Source organism: Ruegeria sp. CDSB086 (genome assembly GCF_059611065.1).
Map to the genome: position 1 here is coordinate 446638 of NZ_JBXWOV010000001.1, position 13183 is coordinate 459820.

Consider the following 13183-nt stretch of genomic DNA (forward strand, 5'->3'; position numbering starts at 1 on the left):
CGGACGGGCCGCGAAAAAGTGAACCTTGGTAAAGAGGTGGCAGGGGCATGAGCCAGATCGAAGAATTACAGCGCCGTATCGTTGCCGCGATGGAGAGGATTGGAACCGGTGTCGACGCCCTGCGTGACACGGTGCCCGCAAGTGGCGGTGATGACACCGCTTTGCACACGGCATTGGAAGACGAGCGCGTCGCCAATGCGCAGTTGGAAGAGCGGCTGAAATCCCTCAAGGAACGGCACGAGAAGGAAGTCGACGCGATGCGCGCCGACATGGATGCGCTGAAAGCAACGACAGCCGAAGATCCTGAAAACGGCGCGTTGCGTCAGCAGCTTACAGAGGCCACCGCCAAATTGGCGGCGGTCGAAGCGGCCAGGGCCGAGTTGGCAGAGGCTAAAGCTGCATTGGAAAACCAGGACGAACTGGTTGTTCTCAAGACAGAAAACGATGAACTTAAAGCGGTTGTGAGCAAAACGCAGTCGCTTGAAGATGAGAATAAAAAGTTGCGGTCCGAATTGGCCGACAGCGAGCGTGTTGCGGAGTTAAGCGCAGAGCTTGAGATGTTGCGTGCGGAACGTGCCAGCCACGGCGCGGCCATGTCGCGTTTGGATGATGATCTTCAACGTATGCGCAAGGCGAACGAACAACTGCGCAACTCGGTGGATGAATTGCGGGCGGCCAGCAAGGACGGTCTGGCCGATGCCGAGCTGTTGAACCGCGCGACTGTGGCCGAACTTGAGGCGACAAAGGCTGCACAGGCAACCGACGCTGCCGAAGCTCAGGCTGTACTGGCCCGGCTGGAGCCGTTGCTGTCGCAGGCAAAGCTGGCTGAGGGAGAGGTAGAGTAATGCCCGAATTGACCATTCATATCGGTGGCCGTGGTTTTGACGTTTCCTGCCAGGACGGTGAAGAGCCATTTCTGCAATCTGCGGCGAAAATGCTGGATGACGAAGCGCAGGTTTTGTCTGATCAGATCGGTCGGATGCCCGAAGCACGCATGCTGTTGATGGCTGGGCTGATGCTGGCCGACAAGACCGCCGCGACAGATGACAAGCTCAAACGGGCAGAGGCCAAGCTGGCCGAAGTTGAAGCCGAATTGCAAAGCCTGCGCAACCGGCCCGAGCCCGAGCCTGAAAGGATTGAAGTGGCGGTCGTCCCGCCTTCGGTCACGGACACACTGGCCGAACTGGCCGCACGCGCTGAGGCCTTGGCCTCGGTGGTTGAGGAGAATACGGCGAAATGAATGCGTTGAAAACGGTAGCGTTGGCCGGATTGTTCGGTCTACCAGGGGGCTTGGCCTGGGCGGACATGGATATCCTGCCGGTTAGCTTCACCTGCCAGAATGGCATTGAGTTGCAGGTTGCGTATTTCAATGCGTCCGACGGCTCCGGTGCGGCGGCGATGATGGTAGACAACCAATTGGTTGCCTTGCAGCAAGTGCCCAGCGGATCAGGTATTCGCTATGAATCCAAAGGAGAGACCGGGTCGTATATCCTTCGGTCAAAAGGGTGGGATGCGACCGTCAGCTTTCTGGCGGCCAGTGGGGCCACCAGTGAGCAGGTTGTTCTGGAGAATTGCAGCAGTCGCTGATCAGGCGTTTGCTTCGCGAATTTTGTCAGCTGCTTCTTTGTTGAATTCGACACCATTTTCGTCAAACAGCGTGTCCAATTCGCCCGACAGGGTCATCTCGGTGATGATGTCGCAACCGCCGACGAATTCACCTTTGACGTACAGCTGTGGCACGGTCGGCCAGTCAGAATAATCCTTGATGCCCTGACGAACCTCTTCGTCGGCCAGAACATTAACATCGGCATATTCAACGCCCATGTAGTTCAGCACGCCGGCCACGCGGGACGAGAACCCACATTGGGGCATCTCTTTGGTGCCTTTCATGTAGAGCACCACATCGTTGGCTTTGACGGTTTCGTTGATCTGAGTCTTAACGTCGGTCATCTTGCTTGTCCTTTTCACCCGCGTCGGGGGCGGTCGTTTCATCCTTTGGCGGGTCCGGGACCCATCCTTCTTCTTCTAGTCGCCGATGCTCGGCCTGTGCCAGGGCCAGCGGATCCAGCCCGTATCTTTCAATGCCGCCGACCTTGCTGATCTTGTCCGGGTCCGGGCGCATGTCGGCCAGCTTACGCTTTCTGTTGCGCTTCACATAGGCTTCGATAAGTGCCGCGGCAACTATCAATGCTGCAATGATGCCTATCCAGAAGAGCCAGCCGTTCATTTTTGGGGAGCCATTGTCTTTGCGTATTGCTGCGGATCACGCGGAACAACTATCGCACTCACCGCGCCCCCCCTGCCTCCGTCCATCGTTGAGGCGACCACGCTGGCATTCTGACTGGGGGTCGCCCCTTTGCGTCCACGCGTGATGGGTCTTCGTGCAGAGCGGCTACGCCTGACAATGGCGACGACATAAATACCGACGATGCCGACAAACACGGCGCCCCAAAGCGAATATGCCCAAAAAGCCGTGCTCACTCAGGCACTTTCGTGGTCAGCGCCAGAGCGTGTAACTCTCCGTCCGCGCCGTCCATCTTGCCCTTCAGGGCCGAATAGACTGCGCGCTGCTGTTGCACCCGGTTTTTCCCGCGAAAGCTTTCGTCCACGACCATTGCGGACATATGCACGCCATCGCTTCCGCCAACCTGAATTTCCGCATCCGGAAAGGTTTCGCGCAGTAGGGCTTCGATTTCGTGGGCGCTCATCGGCATGTAGGTTTCTCCTGAAGGTCTTTCTCAAGATGTAGAGCGCCCAGACGGGGCGTGCAAGGGGAGGATAGGGGCCCTGAAACGACAAAACCTGCGCCAGGACAGGCGCAGGTTTCATGTTGCAAAGTTTGCTTCGGTGTTAGGCGACGGCTTCAGCAAAGCTGGTGCGGAACGTGGTAGCCAGATCCTCTAACGCGGCCTCAGAGTTGCCAACCCGAATGCTATCGCCAGTGAACCGACCTACGGACACCAGAGGGACGCCTGCCTGACCAGCAGCGATCATCAATGCCTCGGCCTGATCAAAGTTGCACGCGACCAGATAACGGGCCTGATCCTCGCCGAACAGGAACTCGGTCGAGGCTTCATCGAGGTGAACGCCGACGCCTGCGGATTCCGCCAGCTCAAAGGCTGCCAGCGCCAGACCACCGTCACCCAGATCGGTGCAGGCCTTGATCATCTCACGGTTGGCACGGATAAACTCGCCATTGCGTTTTTCGGCATCCAGATCGACATGCGGCGCGTCGCCGTCTTCGCGGTTGAACACTTCGGCCAGCAGGGCGGATTGGCCAAGATGGCCATTGGTTTCTCCAATCACCAATGCCACGTGACCCTCGCGGACCTCGTTGCCGATGATCTCGTCCGTGTGATTCAGCAAGCCTACGGCGCCAATGGTCGGGGTCGGCAGGATCGCCTGACCATCGGTTTCGTTATACAGCGAGACGTTGCCCGACACGATTGGCATATCCAGCGCGGCTACGGCTTCGCCGATACCTTGGATCGCGCCGACGAACTGGCCCATGATCTCGGGCTTTTCGGGGTTGCCGAAGTTCAGGTTGTCGGTGGTTGCCAAGGGGTTTGCCCCCACGGCGGTCAGGTTGCGGTAGGCCTCGGCCACAGCCTGCTTGCCGCCCTCAACAGGGTTGGCGCGGACATAGCGCGGGGTTACGTCGCTGGTGAAGGCAAGCGCCTTGTCAGTGCCGTGCACGCGGACCATGCCTGCGCCCAGGCCCGGTGTGCGGGCGGTGTCGGCCATGACCATGGTGTCGTACTGCTCATAAACCCACTGCTTGCCTGCATAGTTCGGGGAAGCAAGCAAGGCGCGCAGACCGTCGATCGGGTCGATTTGCGGGACTTCGGCCAGCTCTTCGGCTTCTGGCGTGGCTTCCCATGGGCGGTCGTATTCCGGTGCCGTCGAGGACAGCTTGGACAGGACCAGATCGGCTTTGACTTGGCCGTTGTGAAGGATCAGGAAGCGGTCTTCGGCGATGGTTTCGCCGACGATTGCAAAGTCCAGATCCCATTTTTCAAACACGGCGCGGGCTTCGGCTTCAAGCTCGGGCTTGAGGACCATCAGCATGCGTTCTTGCGATTCAGACAGCATCATCTCATAGGCTGTCATATCTTCTTCGCGCTGAGGAACGTTTTCCAGATCCAGACGCACACCCAGACCACCCTTGTCGCCCATTTCAACGGCGGAACAGGTCAGACCCGCTGCACCCATATCCTGGATCGAAATCACGGCACCGGTCTGCATCAGCTCCAGCGTCGCCTCCATCAGGCGCTTCTCGGTGAACGGGTCACCGACCTGAACGGTCGGGCGCTTTTCTTCGATTGTGTCGTCAAACTCGGCCGAGGCCATGGTTGCGCCGCCAACACCGTCACGTCCGGTTTTTGCACCCAGATACACGACGGGCATGCCGACGCCAGAGGCCGCCGAATAGAAAATCTTGTCGCTGTCGGCCAGACCTGCAGCAAAGGCGTTCACAAGGCAGTTGCCGTTGTAGGCGGGATGGAACCGAACTTCGCCACCCACGCAAGGGACACCAAAGCAGTTGCCGTAACCGCCAATGCCTTCGACCACACCGTTGACCAGCTGGCGGGTCTTGTGGTGGCCGGGCTCGCCAAATGACAGCGCGTTCATCGATGCGATGGGGCGCGCACCCATGGTGAAGACGTCGCGCAGAATGCCGCCAACACCTGTGGCCGCACCTTGATAGGGTTCGATATAAGAGGGATGGTTGTGGCTTTCCATCTTGAACACCACCGCCTGACCGTCGCCGATATCCACAACGCCGGCGTTTTCACCTGGCCCGCAGATCACCTGAGGTCCAGAGGTGGGCAGGGTGCGCAGCCATTTCTTGGACGATTTGTAGGAACAATGTTCGTTCCACATGGCCGAAAAGATGCCGAGTTCGGTAAAAGTCGGCTCGCGCCCGATGATCTCAAGGATCATATCGTATTCTTCGGGCTTAAGCCCGTGTGCGGCAATCAGATCCGGGGTGATGGCGGGCTCTTGCATCGTATGTCCTTGTCCAGGTTGGCCGGGATTGCGGGCCTTTTAGGGCAAGGTGCCGCTTGTGGAAAGGGTCAAGTCAGCGCAGGCCAATTGTGAAAGTAAAAAACGGAACCGCCAATTGGGCCGGTTCCGTCTGTTGTTTGGAACGTGCGGGTGTCACCCGCTGACGCGTCAGCGGATGATCCATTATCGTTAAGCTGGGTTCTGCGCCTTTCTGGACGCATCTGCAGCCGCAGCGCCAACTGCTGCTTTTTGTTCTTCGGTCAGGTTTTCAGCTTCGTCCAGTCCCGGGATGGCGACACGAACTTCGCGACGGGCAAAGTCGATGCCGTTTTCCTTGAAGGCAGCCTTGACCCGGTTGAAGATCTCTTTGCGCAGAGTGAACTGCTTACCCGGTTTGGCCATGAACTTGCCGCGGATGATCATGCCGACATCGTCAAAGTCGAATACGCCCTGAGATTTGAAGGGCTGCAGGAAGCCGTCCTTGTGAACTTCGTCCTCCATCATCTCGGCACCGATCTTCTTGAAGATTTTCTTCACCTTGTTGGGATCTGTATCAAAGGGCACGGTGAATTTCAGCTTCATGATGACCCAGTCACGGCTGAAGTTGGTGATCTTCTGAATCTCACCATAGGGGATGGTGTGAACCAGACCGCGGTGGTGGCGCAATTGCATGGAGCGGATCGAGATCTTTTCGACCGTTCCCATGGTGCCGCCGATATCAACATATTCACCAACCCGGAACGCATCGTCGATCAGGAAGAAGATTCCGCCGACAATGTCCGAAACAAGCTTTTGCGCACCAAAGCCGATGGCCAGGCCAAGAATACCGGCACCAGCAAGCAGCGGCGTGATATCCAGACCCAGCGCGCCAAGCGCGAGCAGGACAAAGATCACCGCAATCGCGACCTGAGCGGTCACACGTAGCAGGGGCAGAACCGTCGCCAGACGTGATCCACCGGAACCGCCGCCTTCGCCCGCTTCTTGATCGGCACTTTGTTCAACCGCAGTTTGCTCTTTCGCAAGGCGACGGTTGATCCAAAGCGAAACGACCTCGTTCAGGATGTAGCCAACAGCAATGATGATGAAGAACTGGATGACCTTGCTACCGGATTCATCCCCACCGCCCGCGATTTCACTGAGGTCGAGATCCCATGCCCGGGCAATCATCAGGATGACAAGAATGCCGGCCAAAACCCGACCAATCCGGATATAGCTGCGTTTAGTGGACTTGTATGCGCGCTCGGCCACCGGTCCTTCGCCGAGCATCGGCGGTTGCAGATGGCGAACCAGCCCACGTATCAGCGTATCCAACGCAGGTGCGAGTAGCAGCCATGCCATGGTGGTGAAATGCGCCCCCTTGACCAGCAGCGCCAAGGACGAAGGATTGCGTTGCGCTACGATAAACTCGACCAGCAGCCAGATTACCGCCGACACGCCGATTGCGAAGTAGGGGTAGTAGTGGGCGACTTCCTCATCAAATTTGGAGTGATCAGGGTCTGTACCCAACATCATCTGAGACAGGCCTTCGCGCGCGGTCCAGGCGATGACGCCGATATAGATATGGATCGCTGCGTTCAGCCAGAAACCAATGCGTGTTTCGCCGCCGGTAATGCCGTTCAGCCTGTTGAAATGAAGCAAGAACAGCGTGAAACCGACCAAAATAAGCAGACCGATCAGGTTGCGGTGTAGGTATTTCGCCCAGTGATCATCAATGTTTACCAGCCGGTAGTGTGGTTTGCTTGGTGCAAGTACGAACCGCGAGGCCGCTGCGCCCAAGCGCGGAATCCAGATCAGGTAAAAAACGAAGGGTGCCGCGTAGGTGATTTGTTCCGGAGTCAGAAGCCCACGCCCGACCGCGCGGATGACGACATAGAACACGACCAATCCTGCGATCTCGCGGCAAAAACGGCGAAACAGGTACCTGACGGCGCCCCAAAGGTCATTTTCATCCCCAACTTCAGCATGTTCGTGCCACCGGCGAGTAAGGAATTCGAACAGCTTTTCCGCGAGGAAGCCGACGACAAGTACACTGAGGATCAGGCCCAGCAGGGTAAACGCGCCGGTCGTACCAAAGGTTGCCGAAAAGTTTTTGAAAGCGTCGGCTTGCGCACTGAAGATGTTCGGGACCGTGACGATAACCTGAGTCCACGACGCCACCATTTCGGCCCAGATCTCATTGATTTCCGTGATTGGGTCTTCGCGCTCTTCCGCTTCGGCGGCGTTTTTTTCCGCAACTGCGTCCAGACGCTCCAACAAGATCGCGCGGACCTGGTCGTCGGACATTCGTGCCACCATGTCATCGACTTGTTCGGGCGTCAGATCCTCGGGGATTGTGACGGTAGCCGGTGCACTAGAGGTACTAGTGACCTGGGCAAGTGCTGGCCCAGATAATAGCGCAATGGAGAAGAACGCCATTAACAGGCGAGTGAGGTGAAACATCGAATCTGTCCTCGACCATAAGTCTTGATGATTTTTTCGTGATCATAGGCTTAAGTGCAGGATTTTCCCAGATGTTTCACCCATTTCAGATATGAATTTAGTGTTGCGGGCAAAAAAAAGGCCGAGCACTAAGCTCGGCCGTAGTCCAACAGGGAGGTGAAGATGATGAGCGTTACAGCATCACCGCCTTCGATTGCTCATTTAGGGGGCGGTTTGTGCACTATCAAGGTTTTATAGACTGATCGCAGATCATTGCCGCTATGCCACTGGTGCATAGCTACAGTTTTCCCATCTGCTTCAACTGCTTGCGCTGCGCAATGATCTCATCCTGAACAAAATCGCGGAATGCCGCGACGCGTTTGGAATGGCGCAGTTCCTCGGGGTAGGCGAGATAAACCGGGACATCGGCGGTTTCGATGTCCGACAGGATCGACTGCAGATGCGGAAAGTCATGGGTCACGTAATCCGGCAACACGCCGATGCCGAGGTTGTGTAAAACACCCTGCAAAACGCCGAAATAGTTGTTCACCGTCAACAGAGAGGTCGGATTGTAGGTCATCAGGTGCCGGACCATCATTGCGCTTGCGCCGACCTGCGGGGCCGAGGGTGTCTGGCAGATCAACCTGTGTTTCGAGATGTCTTCGGGACTTTCCGGGCTGCCGCGTTCTTCCAGGTATTCCGGCGTAGCGTAAAGCTGCATTTGCACGGTCATCAGGCGTTTTCGCACCAGATCGGCCTGGCTGGGCTCTTTCATGCGGATGGCAACATCAGCCTCGCGCATCGGCAGGTCGAGAACACGCTCCTCCAGCATCAAGTCGATGTTCAGATCGGGGTATTGCTCGTACAGTTTTGGTAGGCGCGGCGCCAGCCACAGTGTACCGAAGCCAAACGTGGTGGTGACGCGCAAAACTCCGAACACTTCTTCTTCGCTGTCGCGAATGCGGGCAGCGGCGGCGTCCAGACGTTTCGACATGGCTGATGTCGCGTCAAACAGCAACTCACCCTGTTCGGTTAGAATCAGGCCGCGGGCGTGGCGGTGAAAGAGCGTCGAATCAAGCGACTCTTCAAGCGCACGGATCTGCCGGCTGACCGCGGATTGAGACAGATTCAGCTTGTCCCCCGCATGTGTCAGGCTGCCGGCATCCGCAACCGCGTGAAATATCCTTAACTTGTCCCAATCCATCGCCGCAACTTTCGTTATCCTTCCGAAGCCCTATATGAAATAGGTAACAAGTTCTACATTCAAACTGTTGAAACGTTACAATAACAGACTGGTAGGTCCTATACAGGTCAGCTTTTTTGACCTAAAATGCGTATGAATGAAGCACACTGATCTGACGAGGGGAGGCGTCCGATGAGTCAGCCACAAATATCGCTAAACGACCGGTTCGATCTTGATAAAAACCCCGTTCTTTTGAACGGCACACAGGCGCTGGTGCGTCTTATGCTGATGCAGAAGGCACGGGACAATGAGGCGGGTCTGAATACCGCGGGTCTTGTGACCGGATACCGCGGCTCGCCCCTTGGGGCTGTAGATCAACAGATGATGCGAGCCCAGAAACATCTGGCTGAAAGCGATGTGACCTTTCAGTTCGGGCTGAACGAAGATCTGGCGGCCACGGCATTGTGGGGCAGTCAGCAGGCCGGCCTACGCGGCGACGGCAAGTTCGACGGCGTTTTTGGTCTTTGGTACGGCAAGGGGCCGGGCGTGGACCGATCTGGCGACGTGATGCGTCACGCGAACATGGCCGGAACCGCCAAACATGGCGGCGTGCTGATGGCGATGGGCGACGACCATACCGGCGAAAGCTCGACCGTTTTGCATCAATCCGAATGGTCTTTGGTCGATATGTACATGCCTGTGGTTAGCCCCGCTGGTGTGCAGGAAATCTTGGACTATGGCATCTATGGGTTCGCACTCAGCCGGTTTGCAGGCGTCTGGGTAGGCCTGAAGACGATGAAAGACACGATCGAGGTTACTTCGGTTGTGGATGGCAGCCCGGATCGCATGAATGTGGTGGTTCCCGAATTCGACATGCCTGAAGGTGGTTTGAACATTCGGTTGGGTGATACACCGCACCTACAGGAAGCGCGGGTCATCGACTATAAGCGGTTCGCGGCCGAGACGTTCTCGCGTGCGAACAAGATGGACAAGCGTGTCTGGGGCAAGCCGGGTGCGAAAATCGGGTTTGTAGCGGCCGGCAAGAACTGGCTGGACCTGACGCACGCCATGTCACTGCTGAATATCAATGAGGCCGAGGCCGAGCGCCTGGGCATTACGACTTACAAGATTGGTCAGACATTCCCGCTGGATATGGCAGGCTTCCATGACTGGGCCGAGGGTTTGGACCTGATTGTAATCGTTGAAGAAAAACGAAAACTGATTGAGGTTCAGGTCAAAGAGGCCATCTTTGACGACCGCCGCGGGCGTCGCGTCTACGGCTGGTACAAGGGCGGGGCCGGTACCTTGCATCGTGAAGAACTGTTCCCGACACGCGGCGCACTGGACCCTATCATGATCGCCGAAAAACTGGGCGATATCCTGATCGAGGAAGGGCGCGATACAGACGGGGTGCGCGCTGGGATGGCCAAGCTTTCCGAGGCGCGCCGGGCGGATAATGCAGAAGAGATTGCAACGCGTTTGCCGTATTTCTGTTCAGGCTGCCCACATAACAGTTCGACCAAACTGCCCGACGGCAGCCGGGCCTATGCGGGGATCGGCTGTCACTACATGGTGCAGTGGATGGATCGGGAAACCACCGGGTTCACCCAGATGGGCGGAGAGGGTGCGAACTGGATCGGCGAAGCGCCGTTCTCGACGACCGATCACGTGTTTCAGAACCTGGGCGACGGGACATACAACCACTCGGGCGTTCAATCGATCCGAGCGGCGCTGTCGGCAGGCACCAACATCACCTTCAAAATCCTGTTCAATGATGCCGTCGCCATGACCGGCGGGCAGGATAACGAAGGAGACCTAAGCGCAGAGCGGATCGTGGCCGAGGTCAAGGCCATGGGCGTTCAGCATGTGGCGGTGGTGTACGATGAAAAAGAAGACGTGAACTTCAAGGCGATGCCGTCCGGCGTGGAAACCTTTGAGCGCGCCGAACTGATGAACGTGCAGAAGAAATTCCGCGAGATCGAAGGCGTTTCGGTCATCGTCTACGTTCAGACCTGTGCGGCAGAAAAGCGTCGCCGACGCAAGCGAGGTACGTTCCCCGACCCGGACAAGCGCGCGTTCATCAACTCGGACATCTGCGAAGGATGCGGTGATTGCGGGGTTCAGTCGAACTGCGTCTCGATCGTTCCGAAGGAGACTGAACTTGGGCGTAAGCGCGCTATTGATCAATCCAGCTGCAACAAGGATTTCTCTTGTCTAAAAGGGTTTTGCCCGTCTTTCGTGACGTTGGAAGGGGCAAAGATCCGCAAAGAAGCCACGACCGAGATCGATTTGCCGGACTTGCCGATGCCCGTTCTGCCGACGATCAACGGTACACATAACGTGGTCATTACCGGTATTGGCGGGACCGGAGTGGTCACTCTGGGCGCTGTGATGGCGCAAGCGGCTCAGATCGACGGCAAGGGCGCCGGGATGATGGAGATGGCGGGTCTGGCCCAAAAAGGTGGCGCAGTGCACATCCACTGCCGTCTGGCCAACCGACCCGAAGATATCAGCGCCATTCGTGTGGCTACCGGCGAGGCGCATGCGCTGATCGGGGGCGACCTTGTTGTGTCCGCTGGGGCCAAAACCCTGGGTCTGACCCGCACGGGTCAAACCGGTGCCGTGGTTAACAGCCATGAAACCGTCACGGGCGACTTTACCCGCGACACAAACTTTCAGATCCCCGGTGATCGACTAGAGCTTGCGCTGCAAGCACGGCTGAAAGAGGGCCTGTCGCTATTTGACGCCACTGATCTGGCGCGCGCGGTTATGGGCGACTCGATCTATTCGAACATGATGGTCCTGGGTGCCGCCTGGCAACGTGGTCTGCTACCGATCAGCCATGAAGCGATGTTACAGGCGATCGAGTTGAACGGGACCGCGGTTGAGCGCAACAAACGCGCCTTTGATATCGGCCGTTGGGCCGTTCTGCATCCGCAGGACGTCACCGCGATTTTGAGCCCTCAGGTGACTGAGCTGCCAAAAACTTTAGAACAGCTGATTGATTTCCGTGCGCAGCACCTGACCGACTACCAAGGCGCCCGTCTGGCAAAACGTTATCGTAAGCTTGTCGATAGCTTCGAGGATGAATCCGTCAAAGAGGCCGTCGCAAGAGGGTATCATAAGCTGTTGTCCTACAAGGACGAATACGAAGTTGCGCGTCTGTTGCTGCGTAGTCGCGAACAGGCTGCGGCCGAGTTTGACGGCGACTTCAAAATGACCCTGCACCTTGCGCCACCGATTTTGGGTGGCAAGGACGCAGAGGGTCGGCCACGCAAGCGGACATTCGGAGAGTGGATGTTGGGTCCGTTGAAGCTGCTTTCCAGGTTGAAAGGCCTGCGTGGTACTCCATTGGACATCTTTGGCTACAGCACCGAGCGAAGGATGGAGCGCGCCTTGATCCGGCAATATGAACACGATATCAAAGAGATAACGCCCTTAGTTATACCACAAACTCACGATGCGGTTGTCGCTTTGGCCAAGCTGCCGCTTGAGATTAAGGGCTTTGGCCCGGTTCTACTTGAAAACGAGGCTAAGGCCGCAAAAAGGCGCGAAGAACTGTTGGCGACCATTCGAAATGGCGGTCCTGAAATGCAAGCCGCCGCTGAATAATCCGTCACAAGCCTGTCACGATAGCTAGGCAAAATTGTTACTTGGCACTATCTAGCAGGTGCCAAGTATCGGAGTCCGAAATGCCCTCGCGCCGCCACGTTGCTCGTGACATCTCTTATGCCTATTCCGCCGAAACCAAAGGTGGGCGTATGGTTATTAAGTTGATGGAAAACACAACGGGTCGCTTGCGCCTGATTAAGCGTGCAGACGGGTATGAAAAACAAGTGGCCGACGGGCGTGATTTCTGGTCGGTCATGGTCGAGAGGTACGGGCTTTCGCTGGATGTGGTTGGCGGTTCTTTGTCCAACATTCCCAAAACCGGGCCACTGATCCTTATTGCCAACCATCCATATGGCATTCTGGACGGGATGATGATGGGGCATATCTTGTCCGAAGCGCGCGGCGATTTTCGCATTCTGGCGAACCACGTGTTTCGGAAAGCCGAAGACTTAGACAACATTATCCTGCCGATATCGTTTGATGAAACGAAAGAGGCGATGAAGCAGAATATTGAAACCCGGAAAACCGCGCTGAACTATCTTGGTAATGGCGGTGCCATAGGGATTTTCCCGGGTGGCACGGTCAGCACGGGCTTAAAGCCGTTCTCACATCCAATGGATCCGGGGTGGCGCGGGTTTACCGCAAGAATGGTGGCCAAATCTAACGCGACTGTCGTGCCCGTTTTCTTTGACGGTCACACCTCGCGCTTGTTCCAGGTTGCCAGCCATCTGCACAACACTTTGCGCATGGGATTGCTGATCAAAGAGTTCAAGAAACGCGTCGATACGCCGGTTAAAGTGGTCATCGGAGAGCCGATTTCCCGCGACGTTTTGGACCCGTTATCCACTGACAAACGCAAGATGATGGATTTCTTGCGCAAAGCCACGTATGAGCTGTCCCCGAAGCCGCTGAAGTCTTATGACTATGGCTATGAATTTGAGGAACGGCATCGCGCCTGAA

11 protein-coding genes are annotated in these 13183 nt (G+C 56.9%); 5 read left to right on the forward strand and 6 right to left on the reverse strand.

All coding sequences use genetic code 11. The features are described from left to right. Positions 1-47: 47 nt before the first annotated feature. From AC2FIO_RS02170 to AC2FIO_RS02180, 3 genes are read left to right on the forward strand one after another with little or no spacing between them, the layout of a single operon-like run. Positions 48-845, forward strand: a complete 798-nt coding sequence (locus AC2FIO_RS02170) for a hypothetical protein (protein WP_496695367.1) — start codon at positions 48-50, stop codon at positions 843-845. Next, entirely contained in the window at positions 845-1240 is a 396-nt protein-coding gene (locus tag AC2FIO_RS02175; protein WP_058277846.1) for a cell division protein ZapA, read from the forward strand. Before AC2FIO_RS02170 ends, AC2FIO_RS02175 begins: the two co-directional genes overlap by 1 nt. Then, positions 1237-1587, forward strand: coding sequence for an MliC family protein (locus AC2FIO_RS02180; protein WP_109311584.1), 351 nt, complete (start codon positions 1237-1239; stop codon positions 1585-1587). The genes AC2FIO_RS02175 and AC2FIO_RS02180 overlap by 4 nt, the downstream gene beginning before the upstream one ends. Here the strand turns inward: AC2FIO_RS02180 and grxD are convergent, their stop codons facing one another. From grxD to AC2FIO_RS02210, 6 genes are all read right to left on the reverse strand, one after another. Continuing rightward, positions 1588-1950: a Grx4 family monothiol glutaredoxin gene (grxD, locus tag AC2FIO_RS02185; protein WP_108858708.1), complete on the reverse strand. Its 363-nt coding sequence runs from the start codon at positions 1948-1950 to the stop codon at positions 1588-1590. After that, a complete protein-coding gene (locus AC2FIO_RS02190) occupies positions 1937-2227 on the reverse strand; it encodes a hypothetical protein (protein ID WP_496695369.1) in 291 nt (96 codons plus the stop codon). The genes grxD and AC2FIO_RS02190 overlap by 14 nt, the downstream gene beginning before the upstream one ends. Before the next feature lie 250 nt (positions 2228-2477). Then, positions 2478-2714, reverse strand: a complete 237-nt coding sequence (locus AC2FIO_RS02195; RefSeq protein WP_108858706.1) for a BolA/IbaG family iron-sulfur metabolism protein — start codon at positions 2712-2714, stop codon at positions 2478-2480. A 136-nt stretch (positions 2715-2850) separates the two neighbouring features. Continuing rightward, positions 2851-5010: a phosphoribosylformylglycinamidine synthase subunit PurL gene (purL, locus tag AC2FIO_RS02200; protein WP_496695371.1), complete on the reverse strand. Its 2160-nt coding sequence runs from the start codon at positions 5008-5010 to the stop codon at positions 2851-2853. Positions 5011-5199: 189 nt separating this feature from the next. Beyond that, positions 5200-7449: a mechanosensitive ion channel family protein gene (locus AC2FIO_RS02205; protein ID WP_282118513.1), complete on the reverse strand. Its 2250-nt coding sequence runs from the start codon at positions 7447-7449 to the stop codon at positions 5200-5202. Positions 7450-7726: 277 nt separating this feature from the next. Then, positions 7727-8632 (reverse strand): LysR family transcriptional regulator, encoded by a 906-nt coding sequence (locus AC2FIO_RS02210; RefSeq protein ID WP_058271530.1) that lies wholly within the window; start codon positions 8630-8632, stop codon positions 7727-7729. Between the two features lie 171 nt (positions 8633-8803). Here AC2FIO_RS02210 and AC2FIO_RS02215 point away from each other — a divergent pair, with 171 nt between their 5' ends. Both AC2FIO_RS02215 and AC2FIO_RS02220 read left to right on the forward strand, forming a co-directional pair. Continuing rightward, on the forward strand, positions 8804-12223 hold the full coding sequence (locus AC2FIO_RS02215) for an indolepyruvate ferredoxin oxidoreductase family protein (RefSeq protein WP_496695373.1): 3420 nt from the start codon (positions 8804-8806) through the stop codon (positions 12221-12223). Between the two features lie 80 nt (positions 12224-12303). Continuing rightward, entirely contained in the window at positions 12304-13182 is an 879-nt protein-coding gene (locus AC2FIO_RS02220; RefSeq protein WP_496695375.1) for a lysophospholipid acyltransferase family protein, read from the forward strand. Position 13183: the final 1 nt, after the last annotated feature.

Bases quoted from the DNA above. Each gene is read 5' to 3' on its own strand.
- AC2FIO_RS02205 (WP_282118513.1), bottom strand. From the start codon at position 7,449: ATGTTTCACCTCACTCGCCTGTTAATGGCGTTCTTCTCCATTGCGCTA.
- AC2FIO_RS02210 (WP_058271530.1), bottom strand. From the start codon at position 8,632: ATGGATTGGGACAAGTTAAGGATATTTCACGCGGTTGCGGATGCCGGC.
- AC2FIO_RS02190 (WP_496695369.1), bottom strand. From the start codon at position 2,227: ATGAACGGCTGGCTCTTCTGGATAGGCATCATTGCAGCATTGATAGTT.
- grxD (WP_108858708.1), bottom strand. From the start codon at position 1,950: ATGACCGACGTTAAGACTCAGATCAACGAAACCGTCAAAGCCAACGAT.
- AC2FIO_RS02215 (WP_496695373.1), top strand. From the start codon at position 8,804: ATGAGTCAGCCACAAATATCGCTAAACGACCGGTTCGATCTTGATAAA.
- AC2FIO_RS02195 (WP_108858706.1), bottom strand. From the start codon at position 2,714: ATGCCGATGAGCGCCCACGAAATCGAAGCCCTACTGCGCGAAACCTTT.
- AC2FIO_RS02180 (WP_109311584.1), top strand. From the start codon at position 1,237: ATGAATGCGTTGAAAACGGTAGCGTTGGCCGGATTGTTCGGTCTACCA.
- AC2FIO_RS02175 (WP_058277846.1), top strand. From the start codon at position 845: ATGCCCGAATTGACCATTCATATCGGTGGCCGTGGTTTTGACGTTTCC.
- AC2FIO_RS02170 (WP_496695367.1), top strand. From the start codon at position 48: ATGAGCCAGATCGAAGAATTACAGCGCCGTATCGTTGCCGCGATGGAG.
- purL (WP_496695371.1), bottom strand. From the start codon at position 5,010: ATGCAAGAGCCCGCCATCACCCCGGATCTGATTGCCGCACACGGGCTT.
- AC2FIO_RS02220 (WP_496695375.1), top strand. From the start codon at position 12,304: ATGCCCTCGCGCCGCCACGTTGCTCGTGACATCTCTTATGCCTATTCC.